We start from the raw sequence: 16,708 nt of genomic DNA, 5'->3' as shown, positions 1-16,708 counted from the left end.
GGATTACGCTCAGGACTGCTTTTTCGGCGTATCCTTGACGAGCCGCGTCTCCATGCCATCGCGGAAGTTTTCCTGCGGCGAGGTCACGACGACATCCCCGGCATCGAGGCCCTTGACCACCTCGATATAGACGAGATCGCTGTCGCCGGTGCGAATCGGCTGCTTTTTCAGCTTGCCATCGACGATCTTCCAGACGTAGCTCTGACGCTCCTCCTCGAACACGGCGCTTTTGCTGACCAGAAGCGCTCCTTTGCGCGTGTTGTAAACGATGTTGGCCGTCGCGGTCATGCCGCCCTGAATCGCCGGAACCGGCTCGGCGAGGCGCAGATAGACGCGCGAGGTCTTCGTCACGCGGTCGGTCTGCGGCACGATCCGCACCACCGCGGCATTGAAGCGCTTTTCGGGCATCGAGTCGAAGGCGATCACCGCCTTGAGGCCGGTGCGCAGGCGCGGCACGTCGAGTTCATCCACCTCGACCACCACGAGGTAGCGGGCGGGATCGGTGACGGTCGCCACGAGCGTACCGGACTGGACGTAATCACCCTCCTTGACATTCTGAAGCGTCAGAATCCCGGCGAAGGGTGCGACCACCTGGAGCTTGTTCAGGTCATCCTCGCGGCTCTTGAGCTGCATCTGGCGCTGCCGGAGCGATTCGCCGGACTGCACACTGTTGCGCTCCGCCGCCTCGAAATCCTGTCGGGAAATCGCGCCGGCCTGGAACAGCGAGCGGTTCCGTTGCAGCCGGAGGTTGTTGTCGCGCACGGCGGCCAGCTCTTCGGCCACCGCCGCCCGCGCTTCGTTGACAGCCAGGCGCGGCTGGACGCTGTCGAAGACGATGATCGCCTGCCCTTTCGAGACTTGCTGCCCTTCGAGCGCGCCGATGGAGCGAACCGTGCCGGAGAACTCGGCACTGAGGTTGGCGATGTTCTCCGCCTCGACGTAGCCGGTTGCATAGATCGCCTCGACCAGTTCCGATCTCGAAATCTTGCGCGCCTCGACATCGACGCTGTTGCCTCGGGTAAGCAGATAGCCAATGGTCGCGGCGAACACCACGGCCAGGGCTATCGAGAACTTCGGAAGCATCTTCTGCAAATTCTGCATATCGTGAGAGAATGGGAATTGAGCGTTACCAATCTGCCAGGCGGACGAGGCCAGGCAGTTTTTTCAAAAAGGCCGCGTCGGAAAGCTGGTGATTTTTTCCCGGTTGCAGCCTTGGTTTTTCAATATTTTTAACAATCTTGCAAATCTTTCTGCCGGGCGTTTTCTAATGGCTCTTTCGGCTGAATTGAACGCAGGCATTACGGAAAAAATTCTAATCTACAGCTTCAATGGGCGAGAATCAAGAGACGCAGAAGAGCTTTCTCGAAACGGTCAAATTCGACAGCAAGGGACTGGTTCCCGCGATAGTTCAGGATCACGAAACCGGCAAGGTGCTGATGATGGCCTGGATGAACCTCGAAAGCCTCAAAATGACCCTCGAAAAGAAAAAGGCGTGTTACTGGAGCCGCAGCCGCAACAAGCTCTGGCTCAAAGGCGAATCGTCCGGCAACATGCAGGAGGTGCGCGACATCCTCATCGACTGCGACGGCGACACGCTTTTGCTGAAAGTTTCGCAGAAAGGCGGCGCGTGCCACGTCGGCTACCACTCCTGCTTCTACCGCAAAACGGTGGACGGCGAGTCGATGGAGATTTGCGACACGCTGATGTTCGATCCCGAAGAGGTTTACGGCAAACAAAGCTGACCGCAGATGAGCAGTTCCAAAGAGACCGCAAAGTCCCTCATACAAACCAAGTCGCGCTCCTCGATCAAAAATATGTTCGACGAGGTCGCGCCGACCTACGACTTCCTCAACCACCTCCTGAGCCTCGGCATCGACAACTACTGGCGCGTCGTTGCCGCAAAAAAGGCGCGGAAGCAGGTGGAAGGCGAGCGTGAGCCGAAAATTCTCGACGTCGCCACCGGCACGGGCGACCTGGCCGCCTCGATGGCGAAGATTCCCGGCGCGAAAGTGACCGGCTACGATCTCTCGCCAGAGATGCTCGCCATCGCGCGCAAGAAGTACCCGTCAATCGAGTTCATCGAAGGCTTCGCCGAAAAGATGCCCTTCGCCGACCGGAGCTTCCACGTCGTCAGCGCGGGCTTCGGCGTCCGGAACTTCGAGAACCTCGAACAGGGCATGAAGGAGTTCCACCGCGTCCTCAAGCCGGGCGGACGGGCCTACATCATCGAGCCGATGATTCCGCGCAACCCGGTGATGAAAAAGCTCTACCTGATCTACTTCAAGAACGTCCTGCCGAAAATCGCCGGAATGTTCAGCAAATCGACCTTCGCTTACGACTACCTGCCCAACTCGGTCGAGCAGTTCCCGCAGACCGAAGCCTTCACGAAAATCCTGAAGAACGCTGGCTTCAAAAAGGCTGAGTATTTCCCGATGACCTTCGAGACCTCAATTTTGTACGTGGCGACGAAGTAGTGGTTGGTAGGACTTTTGGGACGATTGGGACTGGTGGGACGGAAGAGATGTATGGGTTCTCACCTTTTCTGACGGGAGTCGAGGCGGGCTTTGGTCATTCGCTCGCGGATGCCGCCCTCTTCGATGAACCGCTGTTCGAGCGTTTCGAGTTGGCGTTTGAGCAGAAAACTTGCCTGGTTGATCAGGCAGATCGCGATGTTGGCAACCACTTCGGCAGGGCGGGTTTCAACGAACTCGCGAAACGACTCGTAACTCACGCCGCTCTCGCGCGAGAGCTTTCTGACGAACAGCGCTTCTCGTGAATTTTTCTCCCAAACCGACAGATCGCGCGTCCGCAGAAAATCGCAATAATCTTCCAGCAACTCCTCAAGGCTCGCGCGGGCCACATTCACCAGCTTGATCTCCATCTCCTTTGAAGTGCCGGAAGCCATGCAACCCTCGACGATATTCTGCTTGCCGGAGCGGGCCGCCTGAACCATCTGGTCAACCGTGCGGTCGCGAACCGAAAGAAATCTCCGGCAAAACCGTACCGTCAGATCATAGATGATCTCGGTTTTCCGGTACGAATGCAGCTTTTTATAGCTGCCATGCGGCAGAATAATCCGCCCCGAACCAGCCATCTGTTGTCACTTGGAAATTGCAGGGGTATTGCACACAATATACAAAACCCGCCACAATCCCATCATCCTCTTATCCCACTCGTCCCAAAAGTCCCTATCGTCCCAGAACGCATATTTCACGTTTTTCCTGCCTCCCCGGCAATCTCAAGCCGGTACTTGTTGAAATTCCGGCACACATGCTCCATTTGAAAACGCTCTTTGTGGATTTTGATAATGAGATCGACCACCTCCGACGGCTCCATGACGTGGAATATCGAGTGCATGTCCTTGCGCTCGAAGAGGTGGCGCGGCAGCACTTCGGTTTCGAGCCAGAGCAGCAGGCTGGTCCAGATTTCGCCGAAGAGGATGATCGGCGTTTCGCAAAGGTGCTGCACCTGCACGAGCTGCCAGGAGTAGAAAAGTTCGAGCAGCGTGCCGATGCCGCCGGGCGCAACGACCACCGCGTCGGAAATGGCCATGAAGGCGTCGAGGCGACCGCTGAACCGGTCGAACTCCTCTTTGATGTCGAGCCAGGGATTGGAATGCTGCTCGTGCGGCAATTTGATGTTCAACCCGATCGACTGCCCACCGTTCGACACGCTCTTCGACCCGGAATTCGCCGCCTGCATCAACCCCGGCCCGCCGCCGGTCACAATGTCGAATCCCTCGGCAGCCAGCCCCTTGGCGATTTCAAAAACATCCCGATATTCCTTGTCCCCCTCACTGATCCGGGCCGACCCGAAAATGGTTACACGATAATGCGGTTCCATGAATTTATGATTGATTCCAGTTTAAAAACATTATTAAGCTAAATGAGTAGCCAAAAATTGTTCTATGTCGCGAATCATAGTTTCTACATCTGACTCTGTAAACTCTTCGGGTTTGCCATGAGCTGCACTATTCCGAATATCAGCAAGTGCAGTAATTCTTTTTTGTTGAAGCTTATTATAGATTCCTGCTTTCGCTAAATCAGCATTCATTTTATCAAGCTTCCCTATCGGAAGGCTTTCCTTGTTGCATAAATCTCTTAAAGACGTCTCCAAAACGACACCGGCAATCACTGCTGCCGCAAGCTTATATCCATTCGAAAGAAGCCCATTGGCTTGGTCAAGTTCGCTATCGAAAACATCCGCTTGAATGAGATTTTTAATCGACGTCAAATATCCACCTTTATAATCATCCATCGCAGCAATAAATACTGCTTTCATTTTTTTAAACCGATCTACTTCATAATATTCTTTTGCATCCTCAATCTTTGTAATCTCTTGAAAATGCTGAGACTTCTCGCCACAAGTAGCAATCAACAAGTTTTTGACTTTAACCTTCCAAGTCAAGGCTTTCTCTTTATCCATAGACTTGTAGAGTGTTCCATGTCCATTACGTCCTTCTTTTATTGTCAACTCTATTGCTGTCAATTCAGACAAAAGCTGATCAAATCTATCGGATAATTTTTGTAGCATAATATTGCTTGCTTGATGATGTTATCAATCAAAAATATACATTTCACAGCATCCGCTCAAACTCATCCTCGCTTATCACCTTCACTCCCAGCTTTATCGCCTTCTCCAGCTTGCTTCCAGCCTCGCTCCCGGCAACGACGAGCGTTGTTTTTTTACTCACCGAGCTGACGATTCTACCGCCTCTTTCCCGCACCATTTCTTCGGCTTGCTGGCGGACGTGGCGTTCCAGGCCGCCAGTGAAGATGACGCTTTGGCCTTCGAAGTTGTTGTTTATCAGCGCTTTGGCGGCTCCCGCCTGCATCGGCAGTCCGGCTTTGGCGAGCTTTTCGAGCATCGCTTGCGCCCAGGGTTTGGCGAAGAAGTCGCGGATGCTGGCGGCGATGACCGGGCCGATGTCGGGCACGGCGGCGAGTTCCTCTTCGCCCATCTCGCGGAGGTGGTCGATGGAGGGGCAGGCGTGGGCCAGCTCACGCGCCGTAGCCGCACCGACGTGACGGATACCGAGGGCGAAAAGCAGGCGGGCGTAGGGGCGCGTCTTGCTCTTTTCGAGCGCGTCGAGCACGTTACGGGCCGATTTGGCGGCCATGCGATCGAGGCCCGCGAGCTGCTCCAGCGTGAGTTTGTAGAGGTCGCCCGCGTCGCTCGCGAGGCCGCGCTCAACGAGCTGCGCCACGAGCGATTCGCCGAGGTTCTGGATGTCGAGGGCATTGCGCGAGGCGAAGTGCAGAATGCGGCCACGCCTCTGGGCGGGACATGCCTCTTCGTTCGGGCAGTACCAGCTCACCTCCCCTTCGGGCCGCTCCAGCTTCGTGTGGCACTCCGGACACTCTTCCGGCACCTCGATGGCATCAGCCGCCTCCGGACGTTCGTCGAGGACGACGCTCACCACCTTGGGAATTACTTCTCCAGATTTTTCAATCATGACGTAATCGCCGACCCGCACGCCAAGCCGTTCGATTTCGTCGAAGTTGTGCAACGTTGAGCGCGACACGGTCGATCCGGCGAGCTTCACCGGCTTGAGTTCGGCCACCGGCGTGATGGTGCCGAGCCGCCCGACCTGGAAGGTCACGCCTTGCAGCACGGTCTTGGCCTGCTGCGCCGGGTACTTGTAGGCGATGGCCCAGCGGGGACTTTTTGCGGTTGCGCCGAGGCGATCCCAGAGCGTGACGTCGTTCAGCTTGAGCACCACGCCGTCGGTCTCGTACGGCAGCGTGTGGCGCTTATCAGCCCACTCGTCGATGAAGGCGGCGACCTGCGCGACGCTTTTGCAGAGCTTGTAGTGCTTGCCGGTCGCGAAGCCCATGCTTTCAAGTCGTTGCAGGCGCTGGATGTGCGGCGTCGATTCGTCGGCAATCCCCTTGAGGAAGTAGGCCACGAAGTGCATCCTGCGCCGGGCGACCTCCGCCGAGTCCTGCAACTTGAGCGTTCCGGCGGTGGCGTTGCGCGGATTGGCGAAGCGCTCCTCCTCCGGGCGCTCCTCGTTGAGCCGGTCGAAATCGGCCTTGCGCATGTACACCTCGCCGCGCACCTCGATCTCGCCGCTGACCACCGAGTCGAAGAGCGAGCCGCCCGGAGAGTCGAGCCGGAGCGGGATGGTCGAGATAGTTTTGAGATTCGCCGTAATCTCGTCGCCCTGCCGACCGTCGCCGCGCGTGGAGCCGCGAACGAGCAGGCCATCGCGGTAGAGCAGGCTGATCGCTACGCCATCGAACTTCAACTCGGCGACGTATTCCGGCGTACCGCCCCCCTCGGCCTCGACCAGCTTTTCGACGCGATTGCAGAAGTCCGTCACCTCCGTGATGGAGTAGGTGTTGGAGAGGCTGAGCATCGGCTCGCGGTGGATGACCGTCGGGAACTCCTTGGTAATGCCGCCGCCGACGCGCTGCGACGGGCTGTCGGGCGTCACGAGTTCCGGGAACTCCTGTTCGAGCGCGATCAGCCGTTCGAGCAGCTTGTCGAACTCGAAATCCGAAATCTCCGGTTTGGCTTCGACGTAGTAGAGCCGATTGTGCCGCTCGATCTCCGTCCGGAGCCTGCCAATCTCCTGCTGTGCTTTCGCTTTATCCATCGATTTCAACTGCGTTTATCGTTCTGCGACACTGCCCATCCGGCAAGGTTCTTCACGAAGCCGACCGACCCGCCGACGCCGAGTTTGTCCCAGGTCGCCTTGAGGATTTTCGGGTAGCGCCACGCGACTTTCAACATCACCGTCACCAGCTCCTCGACCTTCATCTCGTCGCGGAACATCGCCTGGCGGTAGCGCTGTGGCAGCTCGTCGAGCACGATCATCACCTCGTTCATCATCTCGTTGACGAAGCCCGGCTCGTCGGTCTCCGGGTCGTAACACATGTATTTCATGAGGTTTGCCATCGAGGCCACGTTCGGCTCGTAGGCGCTGATTTTCGCGAGATCCGCCGCGCCGAGGTGGCCGCCGCGCATCGCCCGATCGAGGCCGGAGGTCATGCGGTCGAGGTTGCGCACCACCGAGCCGAAGCCGCAGAAGGTGAGCGGCGATGAGAGCGAGGCCGCATCGCCGAGCAATGCGATGCGCTCATCCGACACCACCCGTGTGCACCCCGCGCCGTCGTGGAAATACGCCGGAATGATGCCGTAAACCGGGCGGTGAATCTTGAAATTCGCCCCCGGCTTTTTGTACTCCGGCAGCTTGCGGAAGTACGCCTCGAACAGAGCAAGCAGCGACTTGTCGTTCGGCGAATCGACCTTGTCGTAAAAGAAGAGATAGGTGATGTACTCGTCGCCCCTGGCCGGGAAGCCCTCCCAGATGAGCTGCCGTCCGCGCTTGCCGGAGACCTCGGCGTCCTCGGTGCTGGCGAGAATTTCGCCCACCTCGAAATCGACCCCCTCGAAGCCGCTGGCGATAGTGCCCGCCGTCGGGCAGACATGCGTCTGCGGGCGGCCCTGGTTGAGCTGCATCGCTATCGGCGAAACGATGCCCATCGCATCGACCAGCACCTGCGTCCGGAAGTAGCGCGGCTGGCCGGATGAGTCCTCGACGTGGACGACGAGATGATCCGAAAACTGGTAGCAGCCGACGAAGCTGGTGCGCCCCAGCACTTGCGAGCCGCTGCTGGCGAGCAGCTTGTCGCGAGCCATGCCGAGCAGCTTGTCGGCATCGACCGCGCAGTCGAGCACCTCGTCGATGTAGAGCCGCTTGCGCTTTTCGACGGGCGCGTGGAATTCGACCCAGCCGGTTTTGTAGCGCCGCACGATGGTCGAGTCTAGCTCCGACCGCGAGAAAACCCCGGTGTCGGCAAGCCGGAAAAGCTCGCCCTCCGAAATGTTCCAGTCGCGCGTGGTGCGCCCCGGTTCGGCGCGGTCGATCACCGTCACCTTGCGCCCGTACTTTTTCGCCATTACCGCCGCGTGGAGCAGGCCCAGCGTACCGCCCGCGTAGAGAATGTCGAACTCGCCTTCGATTTGTACGCCGACAGGAAGACGCGAGCCGTCACGGATCACGTCGGGTACCGGAAGGTCGAGATTCTCCCAGTAGCGGTCGATGGCGAGGATGGCGCAAAGATGACGCTCGCCGTCGGGCAGGGCGCTAAAGTTTTTATAGACAAGCGGATGGGTGTTCCTGATCTGTTCGAGCATGGATCGTCTCCGTGTGGTTTCAGGCGGATGCTGGTTGCGGCGTGTGCGAATCGCTCTCGATCTTGCCGTCAACGAGGTGGATGCGGCGGCCCGCGCGGTTGGCGAACTCCTCGTCGTGCGTGACGACAATCACGGTCTGGTTCAGTTCGCGGTTCAGCCGGGCGAAAAGTTCATAGACATTGTTAGCCGAGCGGGTGTCGAGGTTGCCGGTCGGCTCGTCGCCGAGCAGCACCTTCGGCTCGTTGGCCAGCGCCCGCGCAATCGCCACGCGCTGCTGCTGGCCGCCGGAGAGCTGGTTCGGCTTGTTCGTGTACTTGTCTTCGAGGCCGACCATGTCGAGCAACTGCATCGCCCGCTCGCGAATCTCCTTCTTGCCGTATTTGCGGCGAATCAGCATCGGCATCATCACATTATCGACCGCGCTGAACTCGGGAAGCAGGAAGTGGAACTGGTAGATGAAACCGATCTTCTGGTTCCGGATCACGGTCATCTCGGCCTCGTCGAGGCCGGTAATCTCCTGCCCGTCGAGCCACACCTTGCCGAAAGTCGGCTTGTCGAGGCCGCCCATGATGTAGAGCAGCGTCGATTTGCCCGACCCCGACGGCCCGGTGATGGCCACGAACTCACCCGCGAAAATATCGAGCGAAAGATTCGGAATGATCGTCTGACGCACATCTCGCGACAGTTCGAGCTCCCTGCGGACTCCTTCAAGCCTGAGAATCGATTCAGCCATCGACTTGGGTTTGGTTCATCGTTACGGATCACGCTCCACTCCATTCAGATCGAAATCGAAAGCTCCGAGCGCCTTGAAGTATAAGAAAAAAGCTCCGTTTATTACCCGGCAACAACTGCGCTGAACAAGGAGTCAGATCAGGAGCCTCCATTCCACCTGACAATCCATCGCTCCAGGACACTTTTGCCAATGTCAGGAAGAATTCGTTATTTCCCGTAAAACATACCGAAAACAGGCGCGACAACATATCCGTAGGTTTTTCAAAGTCATCGCAACGCGCAACACAAATATTCTTAGGATTAATCGCATTTATCCCTAAATTTATCAGGGCCATCACCGAAAAGCACGAGAACAGAACGATTACGCGGACGACACAGAAATTCCAGAACCTGCGCTTTACGCTATAACAGAAATCACATAACGTTCTAAAATATTCACGAATGTACAGCCTCACTCCCGACAGCGAAATTGAACGATATATCGAAGAGGACGCGCCTTACGGTGATTTGACGACTACCCTGCTCGGCATTGGCGCGGAGCCGGGCGAGATCGCCTTCACCACGCGTGAGCGGACGGTGCTTTGCTGCACCGAGGAGGCCGGGCGGGTGCTCGCGAAATGCGGCGCGGAGGTGCTCTTCGCGCTTCCGTCGGGCACGGTCGCCGCGCCGGGCACGGTGATTCTGAGAGCCTCCGGCCCGGCGGCGGCGCTGCACGCGGGCTGGAAAGTGGCGATGAACCTGCTCGAATACGCCTCCGGCATCTCGACGCGCACCGCCTCCATCGTCGAACGCGCGCGCGCCGCCAATCAGGGCGTCAGCGTCGTGACGACGCGCAAATCCTTTCCCGGCACCAAAAAGATCGCCATCAAGGCGATCATGGCGGGCGGCGCCTTTCCCCATCGCCTCGGACTTTCGGAGTCGATCCTCGTCTTCAGCCAGCACACGGCGTTCCTCGGCGGACTCGATGCGTTCCTCGAAAAGCTCCCGGAGCTGAAGAGCCGCGCTCCAGAACAGAAAATTCTCGTCGAGGCGGACAGCGCCGAAGAGGCGCTCCGCATCGCGGCGGCGGGAGCGGACGTGGTGCAGGTGGACAAGATGCCCGTCGCCGATCTCGCGGCGCTGGTCACGGAGATCCGCAGCCGCTTTCCCGGCGTGGCCATCTCGGCGGCGGGCGGCATCAACGGCGAGAACGCCGCCAGCTACGCCGCGACCGGCATCGACATTCTCGTGCTCTCATCGGTCTATTTCGGCAAACCAGCGGATTTTTCCACCGGCATCAACCCAAAACCAAAACCCTGACGCAACCATGAAAACCATGCAATTCCGAATGCCGCGCATTATCGCCGCGCTCCTCGCCCTCATGTTAACCGCCGTTCCGGCTATGGCGGGACAAGTCAGCATCTCGGCAGCCGCAAGCCTCAAGGAGGCGATCAACGAGATGGCGGACAAATTCACGGCCACTCACGCAGGCACGACCATCGTGAAAAACTTCGGCGCGTCGGGCGCGCTGGCCGGTCAGATCGAGAACGGCGCTCCCTCCGACATTTTCATTTCGGCAAGCACCGAGTGGATCGATTATCTTTTGAACAAAAAAATGCTCGACGCAAAAAGCCGGAAGAATTTCGCGTATAATGCGCTCGTCTTTGCTGGCGCGACCACCAAAAAGGTCTCCGGCATGAGTGACCTGACGAAGCTCGACAGGATCGCCATCGGCAGCCCGAAAAGCGTTCCGGCGGGCGAGTATGCGATGGAATCGATGAAAAATTCGGGACTCGACAAGAAGCTCGCCGCGAAGCTCGTGATGGCCAAGGATGTGCGGGAGTGTCTGACCTACGCCGAGATGGGCGAGGTTGACGGCTCGTTTGTCTATCGCACGGACGCAATGCAGGCCAAAAAGGCGAAAATTCGCTTTGTCGTGCCCGAAAAGCTCCACGCACGAGTGGTCTATCCGATGGCGCTGACGGTGAGCGGAGCTGGCAATGCCGATGCCAAAGCCTTCTTCGCCTGGATTCAGGGCGGCGAGGCAAAATCGATCCTGAAGAAATACGGTTTTATCCTGAAGTAATCTTTCGTTCCTGACGAACACCATGAACCTGTCGCCGCAAGACATAACGGCTATTCTGCTCTCGATGAAGATCGCCGTGACGGCAACGCTTCTTTCGTTGCCCTTCGGATTCGCGACGGCATGGCTCATGATGTTCCGGCATTTCCGGGGCAAGGTGCTGCTCGAAGTGCTGGTCAATCTGCCGCTCACCCTGCCGCCGGTGGTGATCGGCTACTTCCTGCTGCTCTTCTTCGGGCGCAACGGCTGGGGCGGCGCAATGCTCAAGAGCGCCGGCATCGAGTTCATCTTCACCTGGAAAGCCGCGGTCGTGGCCTCGGCCACCGTCGGTTTTCCGCTGCTCGTGCGCTCGATCCGGCTCGGCATGGAGTCGATCGACCGGCAGCTTCTCCAAGCGTCGCGAAGCCTCGGCGCGACCTGGTACGACACGCTTTTCACGGTCGTGCTGCCGCTCTCCTTGCGGGGGATGATCGCCGGTTCGTCGCTCATGTTCGCCCGCAGCCTCGGCGAATTCGGCGCGACCATCATCGTCGCGGGCAACATTCCCGGCGTGACGCAGACCATCCCGCTCGCCATCTACGATTACGCCAGCTCGCCGACCGGTACGTCGATGGCCCTGTCGCTCTGCGGCGTATCGGTTGCGCTATCGGTGATCATACTGCTGCTGCATGAAGTGATTGGCAAGCAGCTCGAAACGAGGAGGGAGGCATGAAGCTCAGCATCGACATCCGAAAGAGACTCGGTTCGTTCGACCTTGCCATGCAAAGCGTCATCGAGGGCGACCACTCCGGCATCTTCGGCGCGTCCGGCAGCGGCAAGTCAACGCTGGTGCACATGATCTCCGGGCTGATGACGCCCGATTCCGGCGAGCTGCACCTCGACGACATCTGCCTCTTCAGCAGCCGCAAGCGCATCAACCTCTCGCCCGAAAAGCGGCGCATCGCCATCGTTTTTCAACATGCGCGGCTCTTCCCGCATCTCGGCGTCAAGGCGAACCTCTTCTACGGCTACAAGCGGTGCCGCCCGGAACATCGCAAAATCAGCCCCGAAGCGCTCATCGAGGTGCTCAACCTCGGCCACCTGATGACACGCGGCGTCAACAAGCTCTCCGGCGGCGAAAAGCAGCGCGTCGCCCTCGGTCGCGCGGTGCTCGCCAACCCGCGCCTGCTCGTCATGGACGAACCGCTCTCGGCGCTCGACGACTCGCTCCGCTACCAGATCATCCCCTACCTGCGCAGCGTCAGCGAAGAGTTTGGCGTTCCCTACCTCTTCATCTCGCACTCGATCTCCGAAATGCAGCTTATGACCGACCAGGTGATGGTGGTCTCAGAGGGGCGCATCGAGGGCATTTCGACCCCCGACCAGCTCGCCCGCGCAGGCATGGCAAGCAACCCGAAAGGTTATCTCAATCTGCTGCGCCTGAATGGCGCGAAGAAGCAAGACGGTCTCTTCCACTGCCCTTGGGGCAACAGCGAACTGATCATCTCGGAGGGGCGCACCGGCGAAGAGTCGCTTTTTGAACTTTCGTCGCGCGACATCATCCTCTTCAAGCAGCACCCCGAAGCGATCAGCGCCCGCAACCTGCTCGAATGCTGCGTCGCCGAACTCTTCGACTCGGACGGCCGCAAAGGCGTGGTGCTCGAATCCGGCGGCAAGAGGCTCGTCGCCGAAATCGTCCGCGCCGCCGCCGAAGAGCTGGAAATCGCGACCGGCACAACGCTCTTCGCCGCGATCAAAGCCTCGGCGTTCCGGCGGTTGGGGTGAGAGGGAAGGATATAATTATACGAGATTTCTCTCAACCAGATAAGCACGACCATTTTTCGACAAACAATAGGTGGGAGGTTCTCCTATTGCATAAGAAGGGCTTATTAGCGTCTTGTCAATTAGTTGTTCAACATGGTATTCTGCCCGAGTATCACTCTCTTGAATAGTTTTTGAGATTTGCTGAAGAAATAACTGTTTGTCACCAGCGCGGGCAAGAAGCTGTAATATCTTCGTTTGTTCCGCTGTTAGATCATCAGAATCAAAGCGATTTGATGACTCTTCGGCTTTGGAGGTTACTGATTTATTTTGCTTTACAATAGCATCAATATATCGATCATATACAGCAGGCATTTCTGGTTGAATGTCTAAAACATGTCCTAACTCTGCAACCAATTGATGCAATTGTGATCGATCGCCAATACTCAATGCGTTGAGACCTGCAAGAGGCCCTCCGAGGATTTTTGCAGTCGTGCCAGGAACAAGCAGAGGATACAATAGGCGACCAGCGCCCCAGCGTGCACCTAATTCAAAAACAACATACAAGGACTGAAGACTATCGGAAGAAATAACGCCGATTAGCACATCCGCTTCATGTACTTCACGCTTTAACTGTTCGTCCGTATTCACGCCTCCAGGAAGACGATAACCGTTAATACTCGTACATCTAATTTTTGAAGCTGAAAGATTTAGGGCCACTTGCAGAAATTCAACTAAGTGTTCAACTAATACTGAATCCGTGCTGCTATGGCTAATGAACAAACGGATTTCTGATTTATTTTCTTGCATATTTTCTTGCTTCTTCCGTGATATAAGTCCTTGCAAATATTCTCTACCAGCCAATGTAATTTTAGGTTCTAAATAAGATATTCCATCATCCGACGAGGCATCAATTGCCTTAAGATAACCCACCTCAACCAACTCCTGAACCACTTCAATAGACAGCTCAGAAGCGCTGTCCATCTCTTCAGGTAAACCATTTTTTGCAGCCAATTCCAGAATCCTTAAATGCTCTTTCATAGCACGCATCCTCTTGAAAAAAAACAATTTATTATAAGAAATCACTCCACCAACTCTCAATCAAAAGCCTCTCGCCAACTACGGCTGGTAATTTTGAGCGGTATGGAACACGGTAATGACTGTCACGTTTTCGGTATCGGCTGTGTAAACAACCAGATAAGAAATATCCACAAAAAACAACTCTCGCGTACCGTAGAGACGTCCGGGCTTGCCGCTTCCGGGATAGAGGGTCAACTGGTCTATGGTTTTGTTGACCAGACTTAAAATCGTTTTTCTGGCTGCCCGCTCACTCTCCTGCTTGATGTACGCTTCGATTTCATCGAGGCGTTTCAGCGCCGTCTCAGTCCAGACTACTTTCAACTCGCGCCTCCAGTTGCTTCACGAGAGTTTCGCTGTCAATGACCTTGCCTTCCTTCGCATCAGCCAACCCCTCTTCGATGCTTTTGAGCTGCCATTCATTGAGATCGAGGTATTGATTGATGGCCTCTTCGAGAACAAAAGTCCGGGTTCTTCTGGTGGCGACGGCAAGGGCTTCTAGCCGCCTCTTGGTGTTGGCGTCAAGCTTGAAGCTGACCTGTTCACGTTTTGCGGTTGTCGTCATGGTGCTTGCTCCATCGAAGTTTATCGTATTTCATCGCACTTCATCAAAGTACGCGATCACTGACTCTTCTCCAATTCTGCGTTCAATCGCAGAGAAGAACGCAACCCTCGTCCTGCCGCCAGACCGTCGCATCAATCGATATTTCTGATTTCTGACATCGCCGCCCCCGTCACCCTCATGCTCCGACGCTCCCCCACACCGCGAACAGCGGGTCGGAATAGATACTTTCCCGGATATGGCGGTCATCGTCCGGCCTCAAATTGCCGCGCACGGTTTCGGTGCTGACCGCCAGACTTGCGGTAGCAGCCGAGCACCAGGCCGAGGCGCTCGAAGGGGTGCCGCTCCGGCCAGAGCCGAATCTCCTTGCCCGGAAACCAGCGGTGCGAAAAGACCGTCACCACCTTGCCGCCGCGCCGGGTCACTCTCGACGCCTCGCGCAACAGTACAAACCGGCGATGGCAAAGACAGAATCCATCGAAATCATTACAGCACCGGCTTGTATCCCCAGTTTCTCACGCCCTGAATCACTTCATCGATATCCTCCGTCGGAACATCGAGTATTTTCAGGGCCGTTGCGCCGAGGCGGAGGCTCGCTTCGATTGTTTCGGGATAGGCGTGTATCGCACCGGCCTCCAGAAGCTGACCGCTGGCCTTCAGGTCACGCGCCCTTGCGATCACCGGAACCTGCGGATACATTCTCCTCAAGTGGGAAATCGCTCGCAACGCGGTGTCGGAACAATCGATCGTAAACACGACGAGCGACGAGCGCTCCACATGAATGGCCGACAGCAGTTCGGGATCGGAAATATCGCCGAACGATACCGGAATACCGTCCTGTTTGCCCTGCGCGATCCTGGCCAGATCGGTATCGAAAGCCACGCACGGAATGCCGCTCGAATGCAGCAGCACGGCGATGGCGTGGCCCACGCGGCCATAACCGCCGATCACGACCTGCCGCCCGGTCTCCTCCTGCAACTCCGGCGTCGTTCCGGTTTCGGCGGGACGCGCCTTGACCAGCCGGGACGCTATCGCGCCGTTGAACCGGACGAGCACCGCGCCAAGCACCATCGCCAGCAGCACCGAGGTGATCGCGACCTGCCCCTGCCGAAGATCGAAGACTTTTGAATCCAGCGCAATGGCAACGAGCGCGAGGCCGAACTCGCCGCCCACGCTCAACAATATGCCGGTACGCCAGGCGTCCTGGAGGGCAACGCCCATTCGCCGCACCATCGCCGCGACGATCAGCGTTTTGGCCGCCATGATGAGCAACGCGCCGAGCATGGCCAGATGCCAGATCGGAAGCACCGCCGCAGGGTCGAACCTCATGCCGATGCCGATAAAGAACAGGCCTAGCAAAACATCGCGGAACGGGCGGATGCTCGATTCGACCTGATGGCGGAACTCCGTCTCTCCGAGTATCATACCGGCAAGAAATCCGCCAAAAGCGAGCGACAGGCCGAGGCTGTTGGTAGCCCACGCAGCGACCAGGGCGACCAGAAGCACGGCGAGCGTGAACATTTCAAGCGAACGGCGGCGGGAGATAAAATGAAACAGCGGATGCAGCAACCAGCGGCCAGCGATGAACACCAGCACGAACGCAAGCACGGCTTTGGCCAGCGCCCACCCAAGCGCCCCGGCAAGCACATCCGCAGCGACCGATGTTCCCAGCACGGGAATGATCACCAGAAAAGGAACCGCTGTGACGTCCTGAAACACAGACATGGCAAGGCCGAGCCGTCCATGTTTGGCGTTGTCCTCCCCCTGCTCGCTCAGAAGGCTGGCGATGATGCTGGTCGAGGACTGTGCGAACACCGCGCCGAACACGAAGGCCGAGGCCGCCGGAACCTCCGAAAGCCACACAATGAGGCCGACAAGCAGCGTGGTGAAGGCGACCTGCCCGGTTCCGAGACCGAGAACCTGATGGCGCAAAGCCTGCAATTGCGGCAGGGAAAAATTGAGCCCGATGGTAAACATCAGAAAGACGACGCCGAATTCGGCGAGCGTTTCAAGCTCCGGCACCGTGACGGTCGGCCCAAGCGTATGCGGCCCAAGAATCACGCCAACCAGCAGATAGCCAAGGCTGGTCGGAACATGCATACGCTGAAAGGTCAGCACAACGCTAATCGCCACGAACAGCAGCAAGAGAATACTCGCGAAATGCTCCATGATGGTTTATCGGGTCGAGAACGCCACGACCGAGGCTGTTCTCATGGTGAATTTTGTACGTTCAGGAGGCACGGCCAATCGATCCGACAGACCCCGCCTTTCATGCACCTTCGACGCCACCCGTCACGGCCAGATGCCAAACGCTTATTACTCCGGCCAATAAAGGTATCAATTCTTGGCATAGCGAACATTGGGATGATCAAACAGTTTTTCGACTTTGC

The 16,708-nt window shown here is 57.4% G+C and carries 18 protein-coding genes; 6 read left to right on the top strand and 12 right to left on the bottom strand.

All coding sequences use genetic code 11. The features are described 5' to 3' along the window. Positions 1-9: 9 nt before the first annotated feature. Positions 10-1,101 carry an efflux RND transporter periplasmic adaptor subunit gene (locus tag FGF66_RS02310; RefSeq protein ID WP_139456096.1) on the bottom strand — a complete coding sequence of 364 codons (1,092 nt, stop codon included), beginning with the start codon at positions 1,099-1,101 and terminating at the stop codon, positions 10-12. Between the two features lie 227 nt (positions 1,102-1,328). On the opposite strand from FGF66_RS02310, the gene hisI reads away from it, so the two are divergent. Both hisI and ubiE read left to right on the top strand, forming a co-directional pair. Then, complete coding sequence (gene hisI / locus FGF66_RS02305) at positions 1,329-1,742, top strand: phosphoribosyl-AMP cyclohydrolase (protein WP_129051747.1); 414 nt, start codon at positions 1,329-1,331, stop codon at positions 1,740-1,742. 6 nt (positions 1,743-1,748) lie between these two features. Beyond that, entirely contained in the window at positions 1,749-2,474 is a 726-nt protein-coding gene (ubiE, locus tag FGF66_RS02300; RefSeq protein WP_139456095.1) for a bifunctional demethylmenaquinone methyltransferase/2-methoxy-6-polyprenyl-1,4-benzoquinol methylase UbiE, read from the top strand. Positions 2,475-2,533: 59 nt separating this feature from the next. Here the strand turns inward: ubiE and FGF66_RS02295 are convergent, their stop codons facing one another. From FGF66_RS02295 to FGF66_RS02270, 6 genes are all read right to left on the bottom strand, one after another. Continuing rightward, the gene (locus tag FGF66_RS02295; protein WP_139456094.1) at positions 2,534-3,094 is read right to left on the bottom strand and encodes a four helix bundle suffix domain-containing protein; all 561 of its coding nucleotides are present in this window, start codon (positions 3,092-3,094) and stop codon (positions 2,534-2,536) included. A 116-nt stretch (positions 3,095-3,210) separates the two neighbouring features. Further along, positions 3,211-3,843: an LOG family protein gene (locus FGF66_RS02290; protein WP_139456093.1), complete on the bottom strand. Its 633-nt coding sequence runs from the start codon at positions 3,841-3,843 to the stop codon at positions 3,211-3,213. Between the two features lie 33 nt (positions 3,844-3,876). Continuing rightward, on the bottom strand, positions 3,877-4,533 hold the full coding sequence (locus tag FGF66_RS02285; protein ID WP_139456092.1) for a DUF4145 domain-containing protein: 657 nt from the start codon (positions 4,531-4,533) through the stop codon (positions 3,877-3,879). Between the two features lie 43 nt (positions 4,534-4,576). Beyond that, positions 4,577-6,601 carry an NAD-dependent DNA ligase LigA gene (ligA, locus tag FGF66_RS02280; RefSeq protein WP_139456091.1) on the bottom strand — a complete coding sequence of 675 codons (2,025 nt, stop codon included), beginning with the start codon at positions 6,599-6,601 and terminating at the stop codon, positions 4,577-4,579. A gap of 5 nt (positions 6,602-6,606) precedes the next feature. Further along, a complete protein-coding gene (locus FGF66_RS02275) occupies positions 6,607-8,145 on the bottom strand; it encodes an NAD(P)/FAD-dependent oxidoreductase (RefSeq protein WP_139456090.1) in 1,539 nt (512 codons plus the stop codon). A 19-nt stretch (positions 8,146-8,164) separates the two neighbouring features. Further along, positions 8,165-8,878, bottom strand: coding sequence for an ABC transporter ATP-binding protein (locus FGF66_RS02270; protein ID WP_139456089.1), 714 nt, complete (start codon positions 8,876-8,878; stop codon positions 8,165-8,167). A 440-nt stretch (positions 8,879-9,318) separates the two neighbouring features. Between FGF66_RS02270 and modD the strand changes: the two genes are divergently transcribed. Genes modD through modC form a run of 4 tightly spaced genes read left to right on the top strand, consistent with a single transcriptional unit; the run spans position 9,319 to position 12,703 of the window. Further along, positions 9,319-10,176 (top strand): ModD protein, encoded by an 858-nt coding sequence (gene modD / locus FGF66_RS02260; protein ID WP_139456087.1) that lies wholly within the window; start codon positions 9,319-9,321, stop codon positions 10,174-10,176. Positions 10,177-10,192: 16 nt separating this feature from the next. After that, on the top strand, positions 10,193-10,942 hold the full coding sequence (gene modA / locus FGF66_RS02255) for a molybdate ABC transporter substrate-binding protein (protein WP_139456225.1): 750 nt from the start codon (positions 10,193-10,195) through the stop codon (positions 10,940-10,942). A 22-nt stretch (positions 10,943-10,964) separates the two neighbouring features. Beyond that, positions 10,965-11,651, top strand: coding sequence for a molybdate ABC transporter permease subunit (modB, locus tag FGF66_RS02250; RefSeq protein WP_139456086.1), 687 nt, complete (start codon positions 10,965-10,967; stop codon positions 11,649-11,651). Further along, on the top strand, positions 11,648-12,703 hold the full coding sequence (modC, locus tag FGF66_RS02245) for a molybdenum ABC transporter ATP-binding protein (RefSeq protein ID WP_139456085.1): 1,056 nt from the start codon (positions 11,648-11,650) through the stop codon (positions 12,701-12,703). Before modB ends, modC begins: the two co-directional genes overlap by 4 nt. A gap of 15 nt (positions 12,704-12,718) precedes the next feature. Here the strand turns inward: modC and FGF66_RS02240 are convergent, their stop codons facing one another. From FGF66_RS02240 to FGF66_RS02220, 5 genes are all read right to left on the bottom strand, one after another. Then, positions 12,719-13,720: a toll/interleukin-1 receptor domain-containing protein gene (locus FGF66_RS02240; protein WP_170181172.1), complete on the bottom strand. Its 1,002-nt coding sequence runs from the start codon at positions 13,718-13,720 to the stop codon at positions 12,719-12,721. 78 nt (positions 13,721-13,798) lie between these two features. Continuing rightward, complete coding sequence (locus tag FGF66_RS02235) at positions 13,799-14,080, bottom strand: type II toxin-antitoxin system RelE/ParE family toxin (protein WP_139456083.1); 282 nt, start codon at positions 14,078-14,080, stop codon at positions 13,799-13,801. Continuing rightward, positions 14,061-14,321: a CopG family ribbon-helix-helix protein gene (locus FGF66_RS02230; RefSeq protein ID WP_139456082.1), complete on the bottom strand. Its 261-nt coding sequence runs from the start codon at positions 14,319-14,321 to the stop codon at positions 14,061-14,063. Before FGF66_RS02230 ends, FGF66_RS02235 begins: the two co-directional genes overlap by 20 nt. Before the next feature lie 242 nt (positions 14,322-14,563). Then, positions 14,564-14,761, bottom strand: coding sequence for a hypothetical protein (locus FGF66_RS02225; protein ID WP_170181171.1), 198 nt, complete (start codon positions 14,759-14,761; stop codon positions 14,564-14,566). 43 nt (positions 14,762-14,804) lie between these two features. After that, entirely contained in the window at positions 14,805-16,487 is a 1,683-nt protein-coding gene (locus FGF66_RS02220) for a cation:proton antiporter (protein WP_211341965.1), read from the bottom strand. Between the last annotated feature and the right edge of the window lie 221 nt (positions 16,488-16,708).

Origin of the sequence: Chlorobaculum thiosulfatiphilum, assembly GCF_006265165.1 — a bacterium.
Lineage (GTDB): Bacteria > Bacteroidota > Chlorobiia > Chlorobiales > Chlorobiaceae > Chlorobaculum > Chlorobaculum thiosulfatiphilum.
Note: the sequence above shows the minus strand (reverse complement) of the source record. Positions and strands in the feature narration are given on the sequence as shown.

Bases quoted from the DNA above. Each gene is read 5' to 3' on its own strand.
- FGF66_RS02310 (WP_139456096.1), bottom strand. From the start codon at position 1,101: ATGCAGAATTTGCAGAAGATGCTTCCGAAGTTCTCGATAGCCCTGGCC.
- hisI (WP_129051747.1), top strand. From the start codon at position 1,329: ATGGGCGAGAATCAAGAGACGCAGAAGAGCTTTCTCGAAACGGTCAAA.
- ubiE (WP_139456095.1), top strand. From the start codon at position 1,749: ATGAGCAGTTCCAAAGAGACCGCAAAGTCCCTCATACAAACCAAGTCG.
- FGF66_RS02295 (WP_139456094.1), bottom strand. From the start codon at position 3,094: ATGGCTGGTTCGGGGCGGATTATTCTGCCGCATGGCAGCTATAAAAAG.
- FGF66_RS02290 (WP_139456093.1), bottom strand. From the start codon at position 3,843: ATGGAACCGCATTATCGTGTAACCATTTTCGGGTCGGCCCGGATCAGT.
- FGF66_RS02285 (WP_139456092.1), bottom strand. From the start codon at position 4,533: ATGCTACAAAAATTATCCGATAGATTTGATCAGCTTTTGTCTGAATTG.
- ligA (WP_139456091.1), bottom strand. From the start codon at position 6,601: ATGGATAAAGCGAAAGCACAGCAGGAGATTGGCAGGCTCCGGACGGAG.
- FGF66_RS02275 (WP_139456090.1), bottom strand. From the start codon at position 8,145: ATGCTCGAACAGATCAGGAACACCCATCCGCTTGTCTATAAAAACTTT.
- FGF66_RS02270 (WP_139456089.1), bottom strand. From the start codon at position 8,878: ATGGCTGAATCGATTCTCAGGCTTGAAGGAGTCCGCAGGGAGCTCGAA.
- modD (WP_139456087.1), top strand. From the start codon at position 9,319: ATGTACAGCCTCACTCCCGACAGCGAAATTGAACGATATATCGAAGAG.
- modA (WP_139456225.1), top strand. From the start codon at position 10,193: ATGCAATTCCGAATGCCGCGCATTATCGCCGCGCTCCTCGCCCTCATG.
- modB (WP_139456086.1), top strand. From the start codon at position 10,965: ATGAACCTGTCGCCGCAAGACATAACGGCTATTCTGCTCTCGATGAAG.
- modC (WP_139456085.1), top strand. From the start codon at position 11,648: ATGAAGCTCAGCATCGACATCCGAAAGAGACTCGGTTCGTTCGACCTT.
- FGF66_RS02240 (WP_170181172.1), bottom strand. From the start codon at position 13,720: ATGAAAGAGCATTTAAGGATTCTGGAATTGGCTGCAAAAAATGGTTTA.
- FGF66_RS02230 (WP_139456082.1), bottom strand. From the start codon at position 14,321: ATGACGACAACCGCAAAACGTGAACAGGTCAGCTTCAAGCTTGACGCC.
- FGF66_RS02220 (WP_211341965.1), bottom strand. From the start codon at position 16,487: ATGGAGCATTTCGCGAGTATTCTCTTGCTGCTGTTCGTGGCGATTAGC.